Source organism: Edaphobacter sp. HDX4, from assembly GCF_036877565.1.
Lineage (GTDB): Bacteria > Acidobacteriota > Terriglobia > Terriglobales > Acidobacteriaceae > Edaphobacter.
The window spans coordinates 378,389-402,472 of the sequence record NZ_JAEDXW010000001.1; the positions used below are offsets into that span (position 1 = coordinate 378,389).

Genomic DNA, 24,084 nt, shown 5'->3' on the forward strand with positions numbered 1-24,084 from the left:
ATGTCCCCTGCAAGTCGAGGTCAGGTTTGACCATGACTTGCAGGGGATTTTTCCGATCACATTCCAGATCAGAAGTTAATGCGTCCGGCTAGCTGGAGCAATCGCGGATCATTGACCTGCGTCGTGATCTGCCCCACCTGTGCCGACCCAATTGAGGTATTCGGCGCACCGAACTGGACTCTGTTGAATAGATTGAAAGATTCAACGCGAAGCTGGAGCACCAGACGTTCGGTGATGTGAGTGTCTTTGAACAGTGCCACGTCGAAGTTGGCAATTCCTGGTGCTCGGAGTTGATTATCCGTCCTCGATTCATTGCCAAAGCGGAAGTTCCCCGGTGCGGCGAAACAGGTCGGATCGAACATCTTCTTCCCGTTCGAGGAACCATCTCCAAGTCGGGACTGAATCGATCCCGAAGTCTGCTTTTGGCATCCCTGCACTATGTTAGGACGCGTGGTACCCGCCAGAGCATAGGTGCTCACTGTATTCGATGCCATTGAGAAACCCAACGGGAAGCCCTTTTGGAAGGTAGTTACACCGTTCACTCCGTATCCGGAGATCAAACCTCCTAGAAGGCCCGAAGCGCCGGCACCCCAATGTTGGTTCTTGCCAAAGGGTAGGAAGTAAACATAGCTGACTGTCAGGCGCTGACGTGAGTCGTAGCCTGAGAGCGAGTACTCCTGACTGAGATCATTGAGGTTCTGGAATCCCGGAGCACCAGTTGCCTCCAGCCAGGAAGTCAACGAATCGGCATTCGTCATCAACTTGGAGAAAGTATAGGAACCGAGCAACACGCCGCCAGAAGAGAACCGCTTTTCCAGCTTCATCTGAAGAGCGTTGTAATTGCTGAATCCAATATAGTTACCCGTATTGGAGATACCGCCATACTGTGGGTAGGGACGATAGAGTTGGTTGGATTGGATCGTTGCATACTGTTGGTTTCCTTGAGTAAACAAAGAACGGTTTAACGGATTCGCCACTCGTTTCGTCAGGAAACAATTGCTTGCCAGGTTTGCGGTCGGTCCTACGCAGTTCGGATCGGAAACCGCCTGGTTCAAATACTGCTGCGACACCTGATTGATATTCCGGCTGACGGGCAGATACGAGCCGTGCAAACCGGCGTACGCCGCTTCGAGTGCTACGCCCAGAGGAAGCTGTCGCTGAATCGCGAAGTTCCACTGATAACTGGCGCCGTTGTCCTGGCTCGCTGAAAGCGCATTTGCCGAACCTCCCAGCAGAAGTCGTTGATAGACCGGATCGCGTCCAGGCGCGGGTGTGATTCCGCTGGGAAGGGGATTGTCCAGCGTAGCGTTGGGTGTCACGCCAGCATCCGTGGTAGACACAGGATTGTTTGTAATGTAAGAGAGCGGTGACTGCACCGGAGACTCGGGAAATTGGAGATATGACGGTATGACAAATTTACCCCAACCTGCCCGGATGACTGTCTTATCGTCTGGGCGGAACGCGAGTCCGAGACGTGCCGAGAAGTTCGTGTAGTTCTCGGGTCGCAATCCCTTCTCGGGGTGCTGAGCGGAATTGACCAGATCGTACGCTCCTGTGACCGGCTTACCATTGATCGAGATCGCTCCCAGAACCGGATTGACTTCATTCGGATTGAAGGTCGCGATAAGATCATGTCGCTCGCGCCACACGCCGGGGATATCGTAGCGTAGTCCGATATTGAGCGTGAGCTTCGAGTTGACGGTCCAGTTATCTTGAACGAAATAGCCTTGGTAGTAGATGGTGCTATATGTGGGCGGGGCAATCTGAACGACACTGGCGGTAGATGCCTGGTCGACCATGTAACCCATCAGGAACGATGCGAACGGATGACCTCCGTTACCGTTATTGACAAGTGAAGACATGAACGGATTGAACTGGAATGAGCCGCCGGGACTGTTGTTCTGGAAGTAATTCATCTCCAGACGGCGAAGATCGGCACCCGCTTTGATGGTGTGACCTTTGAACGTTTTGGTGACGCTTGGAGCGATCACATAGTTATTGTTGATCGAGAATATGTAGCCGGTCCCAATCCCATTAACCGTCGGGTTCGATAAGGCGATCGAGGGGACCGTGGTTGAATTGGTAACTCGATTTAGTTCTGAGATAGTCCCCATGTAGGAGGGAAACCCAAGTTGTGTCTCATCGTAGCCCAGGGTTCCCGGCGTACGGACGTAGTTCCAACGCGTGAAAGAGAGACGAAGATCGCCGATCAACGAAGGATTGAAAAGATAGGTGTCACCAACAACAGTCTGGTAGGTTTTGAAAGACTCAGGAGAGATCGGGTCACCAGAGATCAAACCGTTGTTGTAGGGCATCGAACCGCGGTTTTTTGAGTTCCACTGCGTGTAGCGCCCGAAGATTCGCTGTTTGTCGCTCAGAGTAAAGTCGACACGGCCGTTGTATTGGTCGTTTGAACCTCCGGCTCCGGCGTATTTCACGAAATTGTTGGTAACCCCAGGCCCGGTCGGAGCTGCCCAGTAAGGGAAGTTCAACAAATTACGGGATACAGTGCTCCAGCGTCCGTTCGGGATCACGTTATTCACGTAAGGCGTGCGTGGACCGGTATAGCCCGGACATCCCTGACCTCCTGGTACAGTTCCGCCGCAGGGATCATAGATCTGCCCTGGAATTCCATTGGCGACGTTAACGCCAGGCGTAGGGATGCACGTGCCTGTACTGGCGTTAATCCCATTTGTGCAGAGCTCCGAGAAATCTCCCTGCCGCATCTTGAGAGTAGGAACCGTGTAGTTGTACAGGCGCTGCTGAGACTGACGATATCCCTCATAGTCGAAGAATCCAAATAGCCGATCCTTGATGATCGGAAAACCTACGTTACCGCCAAACTGGTTCTGGTGATATGGGTTCTTGCTCAGGATCTGGCTCGGATTGTGTTTCGCGAAATAAGGAGTCGAGTTGAAGATGGTATTTCGAACGAACTCATATACCGTTCCATGAATTGCGTTCGATCCAGATTTGCTGGCTATGTTGATGACACCACCCGTGTAGTTTCCGTACTCCGCCGTGTTGTTGCTGGTCTGGACGCGGAACTCCTGCACGGCGTCCTGGGAAGGAACGAGAGCCGTGACGTTTCCATACGAGATGTTGACGGGAGCACCGTCATAAAGAGTCGCGCTTTGGTTGGCGGTACCGCCACCTATCTGATAATTTCCGGCCGCAAATACATTCTGGCCTGTGAGATTACCGGACGAGCTTCCTTGCGGAACGACTCCCGGGACGAGCCCAACGAGTGCCAGCACATTACGCCCATTGAGTGGGATATCGGTGACAGCCTTGCCTTGAACCACCTGGCCTAGTGCCGCGTTTTCCGATTGGATAATAGGTGCCTGCGACGTGACGGTTACCTCTTCGGTCGCCGATCCTACCGACATGTCTACGTTTTCGCGTGTGGCTAGAGCGACCTGCACTTCCACTGGATTGTGCGTGTAACGACGGAAGCCCTGCGCTTCGACGCTCAACGTGTACTCTCCCGGAGGGAGAGACAAAAACTGGTAGTCTCCGGAATCCACCGTAAGCACGGTTCGTTTGTCCCCAGTCCCATTGTTCGTCAGCGTGACCGTCGCACTGGGTATGACAGACCCGGTAGTATCCGTGATCGTACCCACCACAGAACCGGTCGTACTCTGAGCCCACATGCTTCGGGCACAGACCACGAAGCACAAGGTGAGTGTGCATAGCATCACGAGTCTTAGAACTCGCATGTTCGTACCTCCTGAGAAGGCAGGTCTCCCTGCCACTATTGAAGTTTGGAAAACCATATTTTTACGACCTTTTTCATTCAGTAGTTTTCGCAAAATAGAATTCGAACTAAGATCAGCTATCGAAACAATGGGCAGTGTCATTTCAACGCGCCCTTTCCGGGCTTCTTCACGCCCCAGAAGATGTAAGTTCCACTCCGTGTTGACGTCACGATGTCAACGACACCGTCCCCATTCAGATCACGGGCGAGCACATCCGATCCCCCGCCGGAGTAGTTATGTACCAACTCGGGAACGAAGCGAGCGCCACCAGGAGCTGCTTTGTCGCGTACCGTGCGGTACACATACAAAACGGGCGCTCCGTACGGATCCGGATCATAGAAGTCATCCAGATGCGACCAATAACGCTTGCCCACCACGAAATCAGGAATGCCATCGCCATCAACATCTGCGATCGTTGATGCATGAGGTTCGGTGAACAGCACCCCACCTGCACTCTCCTTCGCCGTGCGGCCCATAATCACATGGGGAACAAAGCTGATCTCGCCCGAAGCAGACCGCTTCTGCTCAAACCAGTCGATACCCCATCCATGTGCCTGCATCGTGGTTACAACGTCCGGTAGGCCATCACCATTGACGTCGTAAACACCGATCTTGGAGCCTCCTGCCGAGGTTCTGCCCCATTTACCAAAGGGTGCGGGATGGTACTTCCACTTAGCTTGCGAATCTTTCTCAGCCGGCTGCTCCCACCATCCATACGCTCCAACGATGTCCACGCGATGGTCGCCGTTCACATCTCCAGCGCCGACCCCGTGGGCGGGCCATGGGCCAAGTTCACTCACTTTGTGAACGGTCCATTCTTTTGTGGGATTGGCCGGATCCGGTTTGGCATAGCACATGTACCCGCCCCCCATATAGACGAGTTCCTGCTTTCCATCGCCGTCCACATCCGCGAGCACAGTCTCCTCGCTGTCGATCGGAGCAACGACAGTGTACTTCTCCCATCGTCGCGACTCTCCCTTGGGATTGACATAAAGTACGGCGCCCACCTTGCCGCCATCGGCATGGCTTGTCGTCAATACATCGGGCCAACCATCTCCGGTGAAGTCTTCCGCGTGCTCGACCCAATCCTCCATCGAATAGGTCGTTGAGGCATTCACGATTTGAGCCGGATAGATCTCGCGTGAGGTCGTGTATTCCGGGCCAAAGTAAATGAATGGCCCGGAGACAATATCCAGCTTCCCATCATGATTGAAGTCTGCAGCGGCAGCCGACCATCCGTAATAAAACTCATTGATTCGCTGCATGTTGAATCTGGAACCCACCTGCTCTTTGGGCCACGTCTTTAGTCCCAGGTCTTTATAGGCAACAGCGCGAAAGTGAATGGTCGATCCGGTTGAGTACAGCGCAAACGGTCCAAAGCCGTCCATGCTCTCCGTCGCTGCGCTGACAGCATCTCCGCCGTCATCAAAGAAGGCGCGCAGAATATCGGCGTCCAGCAAGACCTCCACCTCATTCCAACCGTCCTTACGCAGGCCATGGGTCGGATGCTCAAGAGGAGAAGTTGTTCCGGCGGGCATTGGAGGCAGTTCAGGTCTGCGAAAGGTCCTTGCAGGTGTTCCCGGCGGTGGCGCTGGCGGGGCAAAGCGAATCTGACCTCCCGCGTTGCGTAACTTCGTTCTCTCCGTCTCTTTTCCTTCTGCATCGAGGGTTACGCGATACACGCCAAGCTCTTGCTCAAAACTAAGCAGAAACCCATGCATCCCATCAGGAGTTTTTTCGAGACGTAGAAAAATTCCACCTGCGCATTCGCCTTCGCAGCGAAACTGAAGATACACTCCGGTATCCTGCATGGGCTTGTCGAAGACCAAAAGGCCTCTCCCGGTTCCCGTGATCTCTCCATCAGAAGCAGTCCATTTCCCATTGCCGACTGTGTTCCACCCCGTAAGAGAAGAACCTTGGAAGGAGCCGTCAGCGCTAAAGCTTGGCGTCTGGGCCCGCATAGCAGCGACAGGTGCCAAAGTAAGCAGTCCGACACCGGCTAATCGCAAAAACGTCAACATCAAAGAGTCCTTTGAGAAATTCGCCCAGGGCGTTCTTCGCAATTTATTTTGCATACTATGCAATGGTCAATTTTGAAGCGGAGCCATAATAGCACCGGCAACCGGACGATTGTCGAGAGGCTTTTTCACAAAAAAATGCTAAAACTACAGATCGATACCTGGAGGGCTTCCTAGATGCTGCGAACAATAGCGACCATACCGGCAGGATTTCTTTTGTGGTTGGGAATCCTGGGCACAAGGAGCGGTGGACCGACTATCGAAAGATCAGCAGATCAATCTTTCGAATATCCCGCAGCAGTAGAGAGACTGGATCCTGCAGCCGACCGCCTCATACCTCAACATCCGGTCTGGAAGCAGGTAGCAACGGGGTTTACCTGGGTGGAGGGTCCCGTATGGATCCACGCTGGTTATCTTATGTTTGCCGATATCTCTAGCAACAGCATCCGCAAAATCGCCCCCGATGGGAGAGTCTCTATCTGGTTACAGCCCAGTGGCTATCGAGGCAGCCAGCCGTATGGAGGCAAAGAGCCGGGCACGAACGGAATGACTCTTGACCCCTCCGGTAGGCTTACCGTTGCAGGACACGCAGCGCGAAACATCATGCGCTTCGAATCACTGGATCCCCACGGGCCGGTCACTATACTCGCCGACCATTACCAAGGCAAAAAGCTCAACAGCCCAAACGACTTGCTCTACGGTAGTGACGGTTCTCTCTATTTCACCGATCCTCCCTACGGCTTAAGAACGCAGCAGGATAATGACCCAGCCAAAGAACTCACCTTCAGCGGGGTCTACCGACTTCCCCATGCTGTTGCACAAAAGCCTGGCGCGGCTCCGGATAACAATGCGCTGCAGCTTCTCATCCGCGACCTCCCCCGGCCCAATGGCATAGCCATCTCGCCGGATGGACGATGGCTCTACGTAAGTAACTCCGAACCCAAAAAGTGGATGCGCTACCCCCTCAGACGTGATGGCACAGTAGGTACCGGCAGCGTGTTTCTCGATGCCTCGCAAGACAAACGGCCCGGAGCGCCGGACGGCATGAAGATCGATTCAGAGGGCAATCTGTACGCTGCAGGTCCAGGAGGTGTTTGGATCATCTCGCCGTCCGGCAAACACTTGGCCACTCTGCTCACCGACAAGGCAACAGCCAATGTTGCATGGGGAGGAGCAGATGGAAGCACCCTCTACACCACAACGACGGACTCAATCTATAGCATTCGCCTTAATGCGAAAGGGATTCGTCCCTAAGCTCTCCCTCACCAGTCCGTGAGGGTACCGTCCAGTTTGCGAGCAATTGGAAGATATGCTCGTTGGTAAGGATATTTGGCGGCCAGTGTTTCATCGATGTCCACTCCAAGTCCAGCAACATCGCCCGGGTACATATAACCTGCTTCGAAGCGATAGGCATGTGGAAACACATCATCCGTCAACGAGGAGTGCGGCATATGTTCTTGTATGCCGAAATTGTGCACAGCCAGGCCGAGATGAAGTGCCGCAGCCATCGTCACTGGCGACAGATCGGTGGCTCCATGGAAGCCGGTCCTTACCTGGTACACCGATGCAAAGTCGGCCGCCTTCTTGAGCGGCGTAATCCCTCCTCCATGCACGATCGTCATACGGATGTAATCGATCCACTGATTGCGAATGAGATCATGCGCGTCCCAGAAGGAGTTGAAGACTTCTCCGGTGGCAATCGGGGTGACTGTATGCTGCCGTATCAGACGGAAAGCATCCTGATTTTCAGCTGGCGTCGGATCTTCGAGCCAGAATAGGTGGTAAGGCTCAAGCTCTCGCCCCAGCCGTGCAGCCTCTATGGGAGTCAATCGGTGATGGACATCGTGCAGCAGGTGCACATCTTCACCGACCTCTTTCCGTATAGCCTCAAACAGTCGTGGAACGAAGTTGAGGTACCTCTCTGTGGACCACAGAGACTCTGAAGGCAGGCCGCGCTCCGCAGGCTCGTAAGGCTTATCTCCCTTCGGCACACCGTAGCTTCCCAGAACTCCCGGAACTCCACATTGAACTCGGATCGCCAGGTACCCCTGCGCCAGGTGTTCTTTGACACTCTCGATCGCATCAGGGATGTCATTTCCATTTGCATGGGTATAGACAAGTGCGCCCTGTCGGCTCTTTCCTCCGAGCAGGTTATAGAGCGGCGTCTTCAGAGCCTTGCCCTTGATGTCCCATAGAGCAACATCGACGGCGGATATAGCCGTCATCGTGACAGGACCTCTCCGCCAATAGGCTCCGCGATAAAGATACTGCCACATGTCTTCGATGGCGAAAGGATCTCGGCCAATCAGGCACGGAATCACGTGCTCTTCAAGATACGCGGCAACGGCGAGTTCTCTGCCATTCAGCGTGGCATCACCGAGGCCATAGGTTCCTTCGTCGGTCTCGATCTTCAGCGTTACGAAATTGCGGTCGGGCGAACATACGATCAATCGTGCGGCTGTTATCTTCATATCTCGAGTCTATCCACGTTCTTTCATCCTTCCGGATCAGCGAGGTAGCTCCTTCTCCCCTGTAATGACAAACGAAGCGGTTGCTCCTTTGGACACCTCTGGTTGCGAGCCACTCATGGAGAGAGAGTATTCCCCTGCACGCATCGCCCGCACACCCTTTTGATCGACAAACGACAGCTGCCGCGGATCCAGAGTGAAGTGAATGTGCCGTGTCTGCCCGGGCGAAAGGTGAACCCGCTGAAACCCGCGTAATGCATACTTCGGCAGCAAGACGTCTTTGGGGGGCGTCAGATACAGTTCAGTCACCTCATCTCCCTCTCTCTTTCCAGTATTCTTCACATCTGCCTCGACGGTCAGATCGCCGCCTGCTTCCAATCGCCCAGTGCTCAACTTTAGATTCGAGTAACTGAATTCGGCGTAGCTCAGCCCATATCCAAATCCGTACAGAGGCTGGCCCTTGTAATAGCGGTATGTGCGATTCGACATCGAATAGTCAGTAAACGCAGGTAGATCGCTCACATCCCGGTAGAAGGTCACAGGAAGACGACCTGCAGGATTGTTCTTTCCGCTCAAAGTCTCTGCGATCGCCTGTGCTCCGGCCTGGCCTGGATACCATGCTTCGAGAATGGCATCAGCATTCTGCTTAGCCCAATTCACCGCAAGTGCTGACCCGTTCAAAAGAATAACGATCAGCGGCTTGCCTGTCTTCTTCGCCTCTTCCAGGAGATGTTGCTGAGCCGCGGGAAGTCCGATGTCAGTCCGGTCACCGCCAGAGAATCCCGGAATTTGAACCTTCATCTCTTCGCCTTCGAGGTCTGGAGAGAGCCCCACAAAAGCAACCACGACATCAGCGTCCTTAATCGTCGCCAGTGCCTGTTCGAGCAGAGGCTGTACGGGAACCACCCATTTGAGCGTGAGCCCCGCTCCAAAGAGTTTCGCGCGATGCGAGTATGCCACCTCAAACTTATGCGGCTGCGCGTCGTCGAAGTGCAGCTTCACATGAGGCGTCGACGACTCGTGGTGATCCAGTTCTTCGCGCGTATGGAAGCTAGTGAGATCCTTGTCATCGAAACGAATCGTAAACTTCTCGGCATCATTGCATGGATAACAATGAGCGAGATTGGCCGTGATCTCGTAATCGCCCGGTGCCGGGGCCTGTAGCGTCCCTGTCCACCGCACCGAGAAAGCCTTCGCATCGACGGCAGATGCAGGAGAAGCGCCATTCCAATCGAAGTTAATCTGCTTGTCGATACGCGTCAGTGCAGGCTTTCCATTGAAGTTATCGTTTGAGAAATACTCCGCCTTCAACCCTTCTATCTTAGATCCGTTCGCTGTACGGAACTGAGTTCTGGGAATCACAATGGGAGCATTCTCCGCATAGGGCGCTCCCTGCGCATACAGCACCTTCGCCGCCCCAAACTCCTTCACAATTCCATCAAGCGGCATGACGGGATCTTTAGGAACGGCGTTGTAATTTCCTTCGATCGCCGAAAGCTCCGCCGCGTTTGGCCCTATGACTGCAATCCTGCGCACTTTGGTAGACAGCGGCAAAGCATCATTGTCATTTTTCAGCAACACGATGGATTCACGCGCTGCCTGCAGGGCCAACGCTGTATGCGCGGGAGACATGTTGTCGCTGAACGGAAGCGATGCATATTTGACTCGGGCCGGGGGATCGAAGAGTCCTAGCTTGAACCGCGCCAGAAATAGACGGTGCAACGCGCCATCCAGCTCGTCTTCCCGGATCAAACCATGTCGGACAGCATCTGCCAGATTCTTATAAGTCGTTCCGCAGTTGGTGTCCGTCCCCGTTCTAATGCCCGCGACAGAGGCGTGCTCTGCATCCGGCGAGTACTTGTGACCGTTCGCGTGAAAGAAATCATCGATTGCTCCGCAGTCGGAGGTCACAAAGCCTTGAAAGTGCCAGTCTCCCCTCAGGATGTCCTTCAGGAGAAGGTCACTCGCACATGCCGGTTTGCCATCGATTGCGTTATAAGCGCACATGATACTGTATGCATGCCCATCAACAATGGTTGAGCGAAACGCCGGAAGATAAGTGTCCCAGAGATCATAGGCGCTGGGCTCGACATTGAAGCGGTGGCGATCGCTCTCCGGCCCGCTATGAACGGCAAAGTGCTTTGGCGTCGCGATCACCCGGAAGTAGGTCGGATCTGTTCCCTGCAAACCCTTCACGAATGCGGTGCCCAGGCTTGCCGTGAGGAAAGGATCTTCTCCATAGGTCTCCTGCCCCCTTCCCCATCGGGGATCGCGAAAGATGTTTATGTTCGGGGACCAGATAGTAAGGCCATAGTAGATGGAGTGCACGTCGTGTCCAACTGCGTCGTTGTACTTCGCCCTTGCTTCGGTGGACACAACCTCGCCAATCCGGCCAAGCAGAGGCTCGTCGAAGGTTGCCGCCATTCCAATCGCCTGGGGAAACAGAGTGGCATATCCTGACCTCGCTACACCATGCAGCCCCTCACTCCAGAAGTCATAGGCGGGAATGCCCAGACGGGGAATCGCAGGAGCAGTATTGATCAACTGTTGCGCCTTCTCATCCAGCGTCATATGGCTGATCAGGTCATCGACTCGCCGCTCCATAGGTAAGGATGCATCCTGATATGCCGGCTTCGTCTCCGACTGCGAATATGCCAGCGAATGCACCACAAGACCACCCGGCACCAGGCAGGCAAAAACACTCACTTTGAAGAGAACGCTTGAGAGGCTAGACATGACCGCACCTTCTTTGGACGTAATAAATTACTGATTGACCCCGCTGGCCAAGAAACCACCATCGACTACTACGACCTGACCCGTCGTAAAACTGCTCTCCGGACTAACCAGGTAGATAAGCGCGGAGACCAACTCATCGGGTTCTCCGAATCGATGCATCGGCGTTCGCTGCAGAAGCTCCTGCCCCCTGGGGCTATCGATGATCTTGCGATTCAGTGCTGTGGGGAAGACGCCGGGAGCAATCGCGTTCACCGTAATTCCAAAGGGTGCCCACTCGACTGCCAGCGACTTGGTAAGAGCGCCCACGGCCGCTTTGCTCGCAGCATACGCCGCCACCTCATGAAACGCCACGAAGGTGGACAACGATGCTATGTTTACAATCTTTCCGAAGCCGTGCTCAATCATAGATTCGCCGAAAACCTGGCAGCTTCTCAGCGTTCCCAGCAGGTTCACATCCATGATTCGCTCCCAGCTCTCTTCATCCATCTCGAGTGTGGGAACACGCTTGGTGATTCCGGCGCAGTTTACGACAATCTGGATGCTTCCAAACTCAGACAGAACGGCGTCCCGGAGACCCACCAGCGTCTTTCGATCTGAAACATCGCTGGAGACCCGCAGGGTTCGCACTCCGATGGACTCAATCTCTGATGCCATCTCCGCGACCGATTCTTCGTTCCTCGATGAGGCGATGACAGAGACACCCCGACGAGCCAGCCCAAGCGCGAGCGATCGTCCAATCCCCGATGTTCCCCCCAGGACCACCGCGCATTGTCCCTTCAGCTCTGAAGGAGCTTCATCTTGCCTTCTGCTCTCTAGGACCAAGTCAGCACCTTTTGCGAATCGATCTTGCTCGGATCCAGTTCGATCCCGAAGCCCGCATCCGTAGGCAGCGGCAAATGGGCAAGGACCGGAACTGGAGGGTTCTTCTCAAAATGATAGTAATGACGCATCTTGTTGATCAGATACTCTCCCAGAGGAAAGACCATGGGCGACTGACTCGCAATAACATGCATCGCCGCATGAATACTATGTCCATGCGGGATGACAGGAACATCATAGAGTGATGCAACGGTACCGATCTTCAAAAGCTCTGAGATCCCTCCACACCACTCCGGATCGGCCTGAACCACAGAAAGCGCATCCGCCACGAGGTATCGCTGCACCTCCCAACGGCCATAGAAATGTTCCCCCGATGCAATCGGGATAATAGTCCCGCGGTGGAGGTTGACGAAAGATCCAATCTTCTCCGGATGTGCGATCTCTTCCATCCAGCGCGGATGATATCGCTCAACCTGGTGCGCCCACTCGAGCGCATAACTTTGATCCCATCCGCTATACGCATCGAACATCAGTTCCGTATCGTCTCCGAGCGTCTCTCGCAGGATGCGGACCAAAGCGACATTCTTCTGCATTCCTTCAGCACCGGAACCCGGCCCATAGCCGATAAACCACTTCTGATAGCGATAGCCCTCCTGTTTCAGCGAGAGGCATCTCTTGCGCACGGCCTCTGGCTCCAGCGAAAATCCCAGGCAGCTGGCGTAGACCTCGACAGATTTCCGTGTGGGCCCACCCAGTAGGCGGTACACCGGCACCCCGAAGAAGCGGCCTTTTAGATCCCACAGCGTGTTATCCACCGCACTGATCGCCATCATGAAGAAGCCATCGCGCGAATGCCGGTTGGACCGGTACATCTTATCCCACAGCAACTCCGTCGCTAGTGCGTCTTTACCGATCAGAAAGGGCCGAAGATCCTCATAGACGACAATCGCGGGCTCGCGCTCAATAGGACCATACAACCCCTCCAAGCCAGATTCTGTTTTGATCCGCAGATAGATCGCACTCGTTTTTACATCCTTCATACCTGAAGGATTGTCTTTGTACTCCGGCGATACCTCGTCCTCGTAGATATCTAGAGGATTGACTTGGCGCTGGCGATTGATCCCAGCTTCCGCTTTGTAGTGCCCCTGAAGCTCGATCAATTCAACGGCTGCAATCTTCTGCGGTATCGGCCCTTCCGCATTCGTCGCGACTGCCCCAGGTATCGATGCCGACGCCATTGCAGAAGGTGCCGCAGCAGCAACCGCACCCGCCATCGCTCCTAGCAGCATGTCTCTTCGATTCATCAGCCGATGCTGCCTCCCCGGGGTGGTACCGACAGATCTTACGGAAACTATTCCGGAAAATCCACGTCCTCAAAAAACCTGTAATTCTCGAGACCCGCTGGGGGAGCAAAGAAACAGGCGACCTTCATCTCAATGTCCGAAAGGTTTTGAAGCATGTGAACCTTCCCCTTCGGAAATAACACCGCACATCCGGTTCGTACCGGCTCAACCTCGCCATCCACCAGAACCCGTCCATGACCGCTCAGGATATAAATGACCTCTTCTCCGTTCGGATGAGAATGGGCAGGTCTCACTCGCTGTCCTGGCGCAACACGGATCACGGCCATCGTGCAGTACTGCGCACCAGCATTCTCCTTCGTGACCACCCACCGCAGCTTTCGGCCAGGCAGGTCGAGCTCTTCTACCGAGCTCTCATCTATCACCGCAATAGACATCTATATCCCACTTTCTACCGTGCCACTAACGTTTGCACTGCTTCGGCGATGCTCTTAGGCGTCAGCCCGAAGACCTCCACTAACTCCTCGTACGTCGCCGAGTGGATGAACTGCTTGTCTCCATGCTTGTCCAGAGTGTTAATGATGGATACGCGATTGAGCCCCGCCGTGTCCACATCAGCACGATGACGATACAACACCTTTAGAAAGTTCTGCCATAGATAACCGTTGTTCTGTTCCGCAAACAGGATCGGCAGGCCTGTCCGATACAGCTTCACCAGCAGATCTTCATCTACTGACGGCATGTCTACGACCGCGAGGTTGATTCCGTTCTCCGCGCAAAGATCCGCAGCCGCCAAAGCTTCATGTACCCCCCGGCCGCTGCTGATAACAATCGCTTGATCATTATCACTTCTTCGCAGCTCATATCCTCTACCGAACTCAAATTCGTAGTCACTGCCGTACAGAACGGCTGAACCGGTCCTCATCACTCGCAGGTACGTAAGGCCACGGTTCCCATCCATGATCCACTTCATGATGGAAAGCATCTGCTGCGGACACGACACATCGATAATCTTCAGATGAGCGACGGCATCAAACGTCGACGCATCGTCGTTTCCCATGTGGGTTGCGCCATTGGTACGAGTCTCAAAGTTCGCCGCGGTCGCCAGAAATGTGATGTCAAGACCGTGTCCTTCGCTGAGCCATCCGTTAGCGTCCGCAATCGCTTCCAATCGCTCCTGCTGCCCGACGGCAATGCGTCTTAGAACCTGCCAGTTGAAGAATGGGCAGAAGGTGCTGCACCAGGTGTTGCTCCCGAGAGCTGCATAGGCCTCAGAGATCAGCATCATGTTCGCTTCCGCCACGCCGACGTTCAGCGCGCGGGACTGATCTGCCGCTCCAACGCCGGCCTCCAGCCCGCTCGTCGACGCCAGATCGGAATCGATGGATACTACCCGCTGGTCTCGAGCAAATACCTTCATGGCTGCCGTGACGATCTCGGCAGCGCTGTAGCTTTTGCTCTTATCCAGCTTTGGCAGGGCCGATGCGTCGTAGCGAATCTTTTTGTCTCGCTTGGGCACGGACTTGGTCATGACCGGCCCCATAACCGGATCCAGCAGGTTGCCATCAGACGATCTGCCGGTGGTCAAATGCATCCTCTCTGCTTCGTTCAAAAGCAGTTCCCGAATCGCCTCTCCATCTCCCAGGGTCGACAAATCATCCAGCAACGAAAGGAACTCCGCCACTCTTGAGGATCTCCGCTCCTTCTGGAGTTGCAGCTCCTGTTCCAGCAATGCACCTGGCACAGTAACTTTGTGCTTATTGAAAAAGTCCGAGAAGGCTCCGAATCCTTTTTTCGTGTTGCACAGGATCGCAGTAGGCCTGCCATTCCTTGCACCGAAACGAAACTGGTTGAGAGCCTGGATAACTCCGTCATACTGAGTGGCGTCGACATTGTGAGCATTCCACCCATAAGAGCGAAAAACTTCCTCCAGGGGCGGCATCGGGAAAAGCATTCGGTCGTGGATGTCCAGCTGACCATTGTTCCTGTCCACAAGAACGCAGAAGTTGTCGAGACCATGCTGCGCAGCGTACATCACGGCCTCCCAGCACGAACCCTCCTGAAGCTCTCCATCCCCCACCAGTGCGTACGAATCAAACTGCCGGCTGCGTTTCCCCGCAATGGCAAATCCCTGTGCGACGCCAATCCCCTGGCCCATCGGACCGGTCGCTATCTGGATGCCCGGTAGCACGGGTCCAGGATGACCGTTCAGGATGCTCGCGTGCGAGCGGGAGCCATGAAGAATCTTCTCATCGAAGTAGCCCAGCTCCGCATAGATGGACGCGAGTGCAGCTACCGCGTGTCCCTTACTTAGGGTGAACAGATCCTGTCCTCGGCGTGTCGGATCTTCGATGTTCAATCGCAAAAATCCTCCATGAAAGAGAGACACCAGGGGAACGATGGCGGAGAATGCTCCCCCGGCGTGGAGTCCTTTATCGATAGCATCCTTACTCTGACCCATCGTCAGAATCCGAACATCAGAATCCTTGATCTCCAGAAGTTTCAGAAAGCCTCTCCGAAACATGGCATCGCGATGCATCAATAGCTCACGGCTCGGCACTCTGAGTTCACCAACAGCGAGGGCTTGGGTGTCCATGCTCTTTATTCCCAACTTTCAAATTAGAATTATGCGTATTACGCAATATCAATTGCATAATTAGATCGGAAGTATATGGGCGGCTACAAACTATCGTCAAGCCTATGCCCCGCAGTACTACATGCGCCATGTCGCTCGTAACGGCAACTGGTTGACAGTAAAATGAAAAGCTTCAGGGGAGAGTCATGCGAGTCGTCATCATTGGTGGTACCGGTCATATTGGAAGCTATCTCACGCCCAGACTTGCGGAGGCGGGACACACCGTCATCTGTATATGCCGCGGACTAAAGGAACCTTACCGCTCCCACTCCGCCTGGCAATCGACTCAAAGGCTCATATTGGATAGAGACGCCGAAGAGGCGGCCGATAACTTCGGGGAGAAGATTGCCGCACTTGATCCCGATGTCGTCATCGATCTCACCTGCTATCGCCTGGAGAGCGCCCAGCAACTACTGGCAGCTTTGCGAGGTCGCGTTCAACACCTGCTCCACTGTGGAACAATCTGGGTACACGGCCACAGCAGTGAAGTTCCCACTGTAGAAGAGGCACCCAAACATCCATTCGGCGAATATGGTCTTCGAAAACTTGCCATCGAGCAGTTTCTACTTACCGAAGCGCGCCGACACGCGATCCCCGTGACAATCCTGCATCCCGGACACCTGGTAGGGGTCGGCTGGAATCCTATCAATCCCCAGGCTAACTTCAACCCGGGCGTCTTCTCCGCCCTTGCCGAAGGTAGGAATGTTGTTCTCCCCAATCTTGGGATGGAGACAGTCCACCATGTCCATGCAGATGATGTAGCCCAGGCATTTCTCTGCGCCATCGCTCGCAGAAGTCTCGCCTGCGGTGAGAGCTTCCATGTCGTCTCCCCGGCGGCGCTTACCCTTCGCGGCTTCGCCGAGCGGATGAGTCATTGGTTCGGCCGTTTTCCGGACCTGACCTTCCTCCCCTGGGACCAGTGGAAAGAGTCAGTCAGCGAGAAAGACGCCCGGGCGACATGGGATCACATCGCCCATTCACCTAACTGCAGCATCGCAAAAGCTCGAGCTCTCCTGGGGTATGCTCCTCGATACACCTCTCTTGAGGCAGTTCAGGAGGCAATTGCTGCTATGCAGTCAAAACGAACTGTTATGACTGCATAGCGAAGCTTTCATGCTACTTACGCCCGAATGTCGTTCCAGTGAACCATCGGCAGGCCCGGTGCAGGCGCAGGGAAGTAGGGGATATTATTTGCTCGTAGAGAGCCGATGTAGATTGTCTGAAGATCAGGTCCTCCGAAGGTCACGCTCGCCATCCACGGTGCAATGCCCCGCCCCGTTGCGAACAGAACCTCCTGTGTAACCTCGCCAGCGAAAAACTGCTTCTCCAGTGCGTCAACCTTTATCGGATCACCCTCATCCAGCAAGATCCGAAGATCGCCCTCAGGCGTCAGCACAAATAGCTTGTCCGAATAGACGCAGGTGCCCCAGAGATTTCCGACGCTGTCGAATGCGATCCCGTCCGGCCATGCGCCCTTTCCCAGGCTCGATGGACCGAATATATCTCTCTCCCCCAGAGAGCCATCCTCATGGACGCGGAGACGGCTGATACACCCCCCCGTCGTCTCCGCCACGTACATGTACTCTTCCTTCGCATCCATGCGGATCTCGTTGGTGAAGTGAAAACCATCGGCAACAATACGGAATTTACCGTCGACATAGCGGGCGATATACCCATCCGCCAGATCGGGTTTCAAGGCATGCATCCAGTTCTTGATTCTGGTCGAGACAGTGATCCATATCCGTCCCTTCGAATCGCGCAACACGAAATTGACTTTGCCGATCGCCTCTCCATCGATGCTGTCCGCCAGCACCTTTGACTCGCCCGTGCGCGTCATGATCTCCAATCGGTCGGTTCCGAAGTTTGAGATCAGGATGTCTCCGTTCTCCGCAAAAGCCAGACCGTTCGGAAGGGTTCCGGTCAGATAGCGGCTCGCTTCACTGTCGGCGTTCGAAAAGTGAGATGAGATCTTCTGCGTAATAATCTCCTGCGTGCCATCGGGCCGCAGGTGAACCACACCACCGCGGGAGTCTGCAGCCCACAACGTCCCATCTCTCTCCGCGAGAATACACTCCGGCCGCTGCAGATCATGGCCGATATATTGCAATTTGGACCTGTCAATCTCAAAATCCAGAACGGGATTTCGCATTTATCTGTGACTCCATCGATATTTTTCGTTGCGCACTACGCAATTCAGATTGCAAGACTAGCACATCGTAATTACAAAGAACCAACTAACCGTCGCGTACCGTTAAACGAAAGAAGGCACTCGGTCTGACCCGAATGCCTCTGATCTCAATGGTGATGCTTAGGCGCTTTGCTCCGCGATCTCTTCCGATGCGCTTAGTAACTGACCGATCCTCTTTGCGCATTGAATGACTGCCTTCGAGTGAGCGGGGTAATGCTCCTTAAGGAAGCGAGATGCCGGCGCAGAGATACCAATGGAGCCTACAATCATCCCGCTATTCAGCCGGATGGGGGCCGCTGCGCAACGCATACCCTCCATAAATTCGGCCTCATCCAGGGCGTATCCGCGCTCCTGGATGCCGACGCACTCTCTTACCAGCGCAGGAATCGTCCTAATCGTCGTCTTGGTGAACTTCTGCAGCGGCTCCGAACCAAAGATCGTTCGTAGCTCCTTCTCGTCCAGATCAGCCAACAAGGCCTTTCCGTGAGCGGTGGCATACAAGGGAACAAGTTCTCCCGTCTGGCCCGCAACCACCAGGACATGGCGCGCATGGACAGAGTCGATGAAGAGGGCATTCCGTCCCTCGCGGATCGCCAGATGGGCTGTCTCATTCAGCGAGTTCGCAAGTGCCTTCAGCTCCTGGTGCGCCACCCGGACAAGCATGTTGCTCCAGTCATACTGACGGGAAAGCGTCCACATGGCCGAACCCAGGATATAGTCCTTGCGCCCCGCCGGAGTCGACAGAAATCCCCTGCGTCGGAGAGTCTGCGCCAGTCGAAACGCACTGCTTCGATCAACCCTGAGGAGTTCCGCCAACTCACCAAGAGTTACCGGCTGCGTTGACGTGGCTACCGCTTGCAAAATCGTCAGCCCACGATCGAGGCTCTGGATAAAAGGAACTTGGGCTACTTTCTTTGGCATGGATCCTGCTGCTCACGTTCGGAACCTGACTCCAATCGACCGGAGATAATCCCGGCTCTCCTTTGCCAGGGTCGCCGAGGGAACTGGAGACGGATCTTTGAAGTCGTTATCAAGCTCGACCATTACCATACCACTAATCTTGCGGCCCTCCATCAAATCAAGAATTCCCGGAACATTCACCTCTCCTTGCCCCAACGGGCAATAACCGAGAAGGTGCGGATCTTTGCCATTAAAATCCTTCAAATGCATATGTTCCACCAGCGGTAAAAAGTCTTTCACCACCTTTAGTGCGTCCTGCCCGCCCTTCGTCAGCTGTCCGACATCTGGTCCGAACTTCAGATGATTGGTGTCCACTGCGTCCAGCACAGCATAGGTCTCATCCCTGGACTCGATACAGGTCCCCGTATGTTGATGGAGAACCGGCGTTAGCCCCTGATCGGTCACCGTCTTCGCCAGTTCGTTCAATGTCTCGATGATATTGCTCTTGTTCGCTGCAAAGTCGTAGCTCTGCCGGGGAACCTGGTTCGGACCCACGACGAAGATTCTCCCGCCCGCCTTTTTGATCAGTCCGCACCATCTCACCGCTTTCGCTAACTCGTCTTGCTTCTTCGATGAATCCGTGAGGTTGATGGTGCAATAGCCGGAGATGAGTGGGATGTGGTTCTGCTCGAGAACCGGCTTCAGCCCGCCCCGATCTTCGGCCTTTGCCAGAACCTCGCCGAACGTTTCAAAGCCATAGAATCCAAGCGCGGCAAGAGACGGGATTGCCTCGTCGACCTCGCTGTTTCGCCAGGTGATGCCGGTATAACCAATGTGGATATTCCGCTTCTTCTCTTGAGCGGCATAGGCAGCCTTCGTCGCGAAGGCGCCAGCGGCGAGCGCGCTCTGTGCAAGAAATGTACGACGGCTTACAGCGTGATTCAAAATATACCTCCAGGGGCGACTTGCCGCTTTAGACTCTCAAATTGAGTGCGCAACTTGCAAAGTAAGTTGCACAGCACGCAATAAATCTGCAACGGCTCCTTTACTTTTGTCAAGAAATCCGCGAAATACCTCTTATATTTTCTGACAGCAAAATTGCGACGGAACAAGCCTTGACGCATCCACATGTGAAAGATAAGATTTTCGCGAGTTTGCATTATGCGCAATGCGATTCGCGCTTTGCGCAATGAATTTAGAATAGCTTCAACCGGCCCGGAGCTGCCGCAGCTCTCAAACTGAACCGTGAAGGAGATTCGCTTGCCGGACTATTCCAGCTTTGGCCTCGAAGAGAAGATTGCTGTCGTTACAGGAGCCTCGCAGGGCATTGGACGTGCCATCGCATTAGGACTTGCTCAAGCAGGCGCTCACCTCGTCCTGGCAAAGTACCCCGGCCCGCGCATGGAAGAGATTCAATCGCTCCAGAGCGAGATCGAGCAGCTCGGAAGGAAAGCCATCATCGTTACTACCGATGTGAACAAGGTGGAGGACTGCCGGGCACTGGTGGAACGTACCGTGGCAGAGTTTGGCCGCATTGACATCCTGGTCAACAACGCAAGCTGGACCGGCACCGGCGACGCGATCGACGTAACCGAAGAGGAATACGACAAGACCTTCGATGCGAGCGTCAAAAGTGTGTTCTTCGCATCTCAGGCCGCCGCCCGCGTTATGCTGCCGCAAGGTGGCGGCCGCATCATCCATATCGGCTCGAACTTCGGCGAAGTCGCCTTCAAGAAAAGAGCCGTGTACGCCGCTGCTAAAGCTGCCGTGCATCACATGGCCAAAGCACTCTCCCTCGAATGGGCGCATCAGGGTGTCCTCGTCAACACGGTCGCCCCATGCATCACGGAAACGGAATCACGGAAGAACATCCTTGAGCGCCCGGGCTATAAGGAATGGGCCACTCAGGAAATGATCCCCCGCGGAAGATGGAATCAACCAGACGATCTCGTGGGAGCAGTACTGTTTTTGTCCAGCAAGTTTGCAGACATGATCGTCGGACACACCTTGATGGTAGACGGCGGTTGGACCATCCACTAAAGATCGCGCCTCTATGAGCGATCGAATTCGCTGCAGGTAGAACGTGCATCTCGCGCTTAAGCGATAACTTTCAAAGGACAAAAACAATGAAGCTGAAGGGAAAAGTCGCTGTCATAACGGGAGCAGGTCAGGGTATCGGCCGGGGTATCGCTGAAGTCTTTGCAGAAGAAGGCGCGGACCTTGTCATCAACGATCTCTGCCTCGATTCTCGAACAGATGAGGTCATTGAAAACATCCAAAGCAACGGCAGGCGCGCAATCGCTGTTGCGGGCGATGTCTCCCAGCGCGATGACGTCGAACGCCTCTTCGATGCCGCATGGAGTGAGTTCGGAAACGTCGATATTCTGATCAACAACGCCGGAATCGAGACCATCGTCCCCTTCACTGAACTCACAGACAAGCAGTGGGAAGATGTCACCAACACCAACCTCAAGAGCGAGTGGATGTGTTCGCAATCCTTCTGCAAGCGCTTGATAGCGGAGGGACGGCAGGGCTCCATCATCAATATCGGCTCCATTCAGGCTGCTCGGGTGCTGCCGGGCCGCACGCATTACGCTCCCAGCAAGCTTGCTATCGAAGCCCTTACCCGCAATATCTCTGCTGAGGTTGGCGCCCACGGGATTCGCGTCAATTGCATCCATCCAGGCCTGATCGATACGCCCATGATTCGCTGGGTTCTCGAAAGCCCTGACATCCTTCCTCACGTCGTCGCCCAGATATCTCTCGGCAGGCCAGGCCGTCCCTGCGAGGTTGGGTCTGTCGCGGCATTTCTCGCCTCCGACGAAGCGGCCTATGTTACAGGGCAATCCCTGTACGTTGACGGTGGGTGGGTGGGCAAGTAGCGATTTTGCCCGTGCAGCAACAAGAGGGCGCTCCGTGGGGGAAGCGCCCTCTTGCCTTTAAGCCCTGACCTTACTACTTCTTCGCCCGGGATGACTCCGGCAGAGCATAGGCATAGTACCCCTGCGTCTGCGCCACAGGTCCCGTAGGGTTTTCCATGCTCTTCGGCTGATCTCCCACGACTTTGTCAGAGCTCAGCCGTGCACTGAGTGCAATGTACTCTCTGCCATTCACTTCATAGACAGTGGGAATTCCTTCGGGACCTCCCGGCATCTGGATCTCGGAGATCTGCCTCCCCGTATCTTTGTCGTAGATGTGCAGCTTTGCGTCCGACCGTGTACCGACAACGATGAGTCCACCCGCTGTAATAACGGCTCCTCCACGCGGCCAGTAGCTTCCTGTATTGCGAATGCCCTTCGCAACCAGCTCTGAAACCTCCCCCAGCGGAATCCGCCATTTCATGTCGCCCTTGTTCATGTCATAGGCCGTCAGGCTCGACCACGGAGGACTGATCGCTGCAAGTCCTTCGGATGAATTCATATAGCCGTAGCCGGTCCAGTAGCGCCTTCCTCCTGGCCCTAGCTTCGTCGTAGGCACGGGAGGCGCTAGAAGCCTGGCCTTAACCTCTGGCGAAAGATTCGCTTTATCCGGAGCTTTCAGATACGCGATCAGATGATCGATGTCTGCTGTGTCGAGATCAGGAAACGCCGGCATAGGCGCCAGACCATTGTGCACTGCATTCCTGACGCGGTCCGCCCCCGCCTTCTCTATCACTCCCTCAAGCGACGGAATCGCAGGTGGCTGCCCCTGGCGATGGTCCCCGTGGCATGTCTGGCAGTTCTGCAGATACACCGCATACCCTTGTGTCTCGGGCGAGCCTGCGATCTGGCGCTTTGGCGGCTTGGCTTCCAGATGCAGTAACGACGGTGCGTCTTTGGAAACAACATAAAACGTATTGGTCGTCGGATCGATTGCGCCCGATCCCCAGTTTCCACCGCCGTTGTTTCCAGGGGTCTCCATCGTCGTCGCAAGACTTGGCGGCGTAAAGATGCCCTCCTGCCTCGCTTCTTCGACCTCCTTCTTGATCGCCTCCCTCTCCTTTGGATCAGCGATGTAGGGGTTCACCATATCTGGAGTGAACTTCTGGCGCGCGAAGGGCGGAATGTGTGTTGGAAACGGCTGTGTCGGCCAACTCTCCTCACCAGGAACATCGGACTTTGGAACCGGACGCTCTTCAATCGGCCAGATAGGTTTGCCATTCGTCCGATCGAAGACATAGACGAAGCCGTTCTTCCCGGCTTGAACGACAACATCGACCATCTTGCCGTCGTGTTCGATCGTCATCAGCTTCGGTCCCGTCTCCAGGTCGTAATCCCAAAGATCGTGATGAGTCGTCTGAAAGTGCCAGATGTACTTCCCCGTCCTCGCATCCAAAGCCAGCAGGCAGTCCGAGAAGAGGTTAGCGCCAATGCGATCCGCTCCGTAGAAATCGTAGGTTGGCGATCCGAGGGGGAAGTACACGATGCCTCGCTTTTCATCGATCGAGAATTCGCCCCAGTTATTCGTTCCCCCCGCATACTTATAGGCACCTTTGGGCCAAGTGTCATAGCCCATCTCACCGGGATGCGGAACTGTGTGGAACTGCCACACCAGTTTGCCGCTAACCACATTGAAAGCGCGCAGATCTCCCGGAGGCGAGTCGTACTCCTCGCCAGTCGCAGAGCCCGTGATGTACAGATTCTCAAAGACCCTTCCCGGCGTATTTGACTGGATCTGCCGGATCGTCGAAGGGTCGCGGCCCAGCCCCAGCCTCAGATCTACGGCTCCGTGATCTCCGAAGCTCTCGATATCTTTCCCCGTTCGCGCATCCAGCGCATGCAGGCGGTTGTTCATCGAAAACAGGATGCGCCGGTCTGAATGGTCCTTGCTCTCCCAATACGTCATGCCTCGATGCGAAATCAGTCTCGGGTCGTGCGTGTCGTACACCCAGATCTCTTTGCCGGTCGTCGCATCCAGTGCCACAACCGCATTGTTCTTTCCATAAACGAACATCACACCATCGATCACCAAGGGATTCGATCCGTAGCGGAATCCGTTGTTTCCAGCCGGGTAGAACCACACCTGCTGGAGTTCCTTCGCATTGGTTCGGTTGATCTGCTTCAACGCGGAATACTGGGCATCATCGTTCGATCCGCCATAAGTCGTCCAAGAGCTGTTCGAGGCCTTTTGTGTCGCCGCTGCAGCATCGACAGTCCTCAACGGATGTTGCAAAACAACTGTCGTTATCCCACCAATCGCGAGGACCCACATACCCGCCTGTATCTTCCATGAAACTCGTTCCATCTCTCTTGCCTCTTACCCGGGATTTTCCTAACAACAGT

Annotated in this window: 16 protein-coding genes; 4 read left to right on the top strand and 12 right to left on the bottom strand. The window is 54.8% G+C overall.

All coding sequences use genetic code 11. The features are described from left to right. Window positions 1-68: 68 nt before the first annotated feature. The gene (locus JAO29_RS01590; RefSeq protein WP_334266417.1) at window positions 69-3,719 is read right to left on the bottom strand and encodes a TonB-dependent receptor; all 3,651 of its coding nucleotides are present in this window, start codon (window positions 3,717-3,719) and stop codon (window positions 69-71) included. 137 nt (window positions 3,720-3,856) lie between these two features. After that, complete coding sequence (locus JAO29_RS01595) at window positions 3,857-5,779, bottom strand: FG-GAP-like repeat-containing protein (RefSeq protein ID WP_334266418.1); 1,923 nt, start codon at window positions 5,777-5,779, stop codon at window positions 3,857-3,859. Between the two features lie 174 nt (window positions 5,780-5,953). Here JAO29_RS01595 and JAO29_RS01600 point away from each other — a divergent pair, with 174 nt between their 5' ends. Further along, window positions 5,954-7,030: an SMP-30/gluconolactonase/LRE family protein gene (locus JAO29_RS01600; RefSeq protein ID WP_334266419.1), complete on the top strand. Its 1,077-nt coding sequence runs from the start codon at window positions 5,954-5,956 to the stop codon at window positions 7,028-7,030. Between the two features lie 8 nt (window positions 7,031-7,038). Here the strand turns inward: JAO29_RS01600 and manD are convergent, their stop codons facing one another. From manD to JAO29_RS01630, 6 genes are read right to left on the bottom strand one after another with little or no spacing between them, the layout of a single operon-like run. Beyond that, a complete protein-coding gene (gene manD, locus JAO29_RS01605) occupies window positions 7,039-8,247 on the bottom strand; it encodes a D-mannonate dehydratase ManD (protein WP_334266420.1) in 1,209 nt (402 codons plus the stop codon). 36 nt (window positions 8,248-8,283) lie between these two features. Beyond that, window positions 8,284-10,980 (bottom strand): glycoside hydrolase family 3 C-terminal domain-containing protein, encoded by a 2,697-nt coding sequence (locus JAO29_RS01610; RefSeq protein ID WP_334266421.1) that lies wholly within the window; start codon window positions 10,978-10,980, stop codon window positions 8,284-8,286. Window positions 10,981-11,007: 27 nt separating this feature from the next. Further along, on the bottom strand, window positions 11,008-11,802 hold the full coding sequence (locus JAO29_RS01615; RefSeq protein ID WP_334266422.1) for an SDR family NAD(P)-dependent oxidoreductase: 795 nt from the start codon (window positions 11,800-11,802) through the stop codon (window positions 11,008-11,010). Next, a complete protein-coding gene (locus tag JAO29_RS01620) occupies window positions 11,793-13,103 on the bottom strand; it encodes an enolase C-terminal domain-like protein (RefSeq protein WP_334266423.1) in 1,311 nt (436 codons plus the stop codon). Before JAO29_RS01620 ends, JAO29_RS01615 begins: the two co-directional genes overlap by 10 nt. Window positions 13,104-13,150: 47 nt before the next feature. Then, window positions 13,151-13,537: a cupin domain-containing protein gene (locus JAO29_RS01625; RefSeq protein WP_334266424.1), complete on the bottom strand. Its 387-nt coding sequence runs from the start codon at window positions 13,535-13,537 to the stop codon at window positions 13,151-13,153. Between the two features lie 14 nt (window positions 13,538-13,551). After that, window positions 13,552-15,696 (bottom strand): transketolase C-terminal domain-containing protein, encoded by a 2,145-nt coding sequence (locus JAO29_RS01630; RefSeq protein ID WP_334266425.1) that lies wholly within the window; start codon window positions 15,694-15,696, stop codon window positions 13,552-13,554. Between the two features lie 185 nt (window positions 15,697-15,881). On the opposite strand from JAO29_RS01630, the gene JAO29_RS01635 reads away from it, so the two are divergent. After that, on the top strand, window positions 15,882-16,838 hold the full coding sequence (locus tag JAO29_RS01635; protein ID WP_334266426.1) for an NAD-dependent epimerase/dehydratase family protein: 957 nt from the start codon (window positions 15,882-15,884) through the stop codon (window positions 16,836-16,838). A 17-nt stretch (window positions 16,839-16,855) separates the two neighbouring features. On the opposite strand, the gene JAO29_RS01640 is transcribed toward JAO29_RS01635, so the two are convergent. From JAO29_RS01640 to JAO29_RS01650, 3 genes are all read right to left on the bottom strand, one after another. Further along, window positions 16,856-17,884, bottom strand: coding sequence for an SMP-30/gluconolactonase/LRE family protein (locus tag JAO29_RS01640; RefSeq protein ID WP_334266427.1), 1,029 nt, complete (start codon window positions 17,882-17,884; stop codon window positions 16,856-16,858). A gap of 159 nt (window positions 17,885-18,043) precedes the next feature. Then, complete coding sequence (locus JAO29_RS01645; RefSeq protein WP_334266428.1) at window positions 18,044-18,844, bottom strand: IclR family transcriptional regulator; 801 nt, start codon at window positions 18,842-18,844, stop codon at window positions 18,044-18,046. Window positions 18,845-18,856: 12 nt separating this feature from the next. Continuing rightward, a complete protein-coding gene (locus JAO29_RS01650) occupies window positions 18,857-19,768 on the bottom strand; it encodes a sugar phosphate isomerase/epimerase family protein (protein ID WP_334266429.1) in 912 nt (303 codons plus the stop codon). 315 nt (window positions 19,769-20,083) lie between these two features. On the opposite strand from JAO29_RS01650, the gene JAO29_RS01655 reads away from it, so the two are divergent. Next, entirely contained in the window at window positions 20,084-20,863 is a 780-nt protein-coding gene (locus tag JAO29_RS01655) for an SDR family NAD(P)-dependent oxidoreductase (protein ID WP_334266430.1), read from the top strand. Window positions 20,864-20,949: 86 nt separating this feature from the next. Then, a complete protein-coding gene (locus JAO29_RS01660; RefSeq protein ID WP_334266431.1) occupies window positions 20,950-21,705 on the top strand; it encodes an SDR family NAD(P)-dependent oxidoreductase in 756 nt (251 codons plus the stop codon). A 73-nt stretch (window positions 21,706-21,778) separates the two neighbouring features. Here JAO29_RS01660 and JAO29_RS01665 read toward each other — a convergent pair whose 3' ends face one another. Next, window positions 21,779-24,046 carry an outer membrane protein assembly factor BamB family protein gene (locus tag JAO29_RS01665; protein ID WP_334266432.1) on the bottom strand — a complete coding sequence of 756 codons (2,268 nt, stop codon included), beginning with the start codon at window positions 24,044-24,046 and terminating at the stop codon, window positions 21,779-21,781. Window positions 24,047-24,084 lie beyond the last annotated feature (38 nt).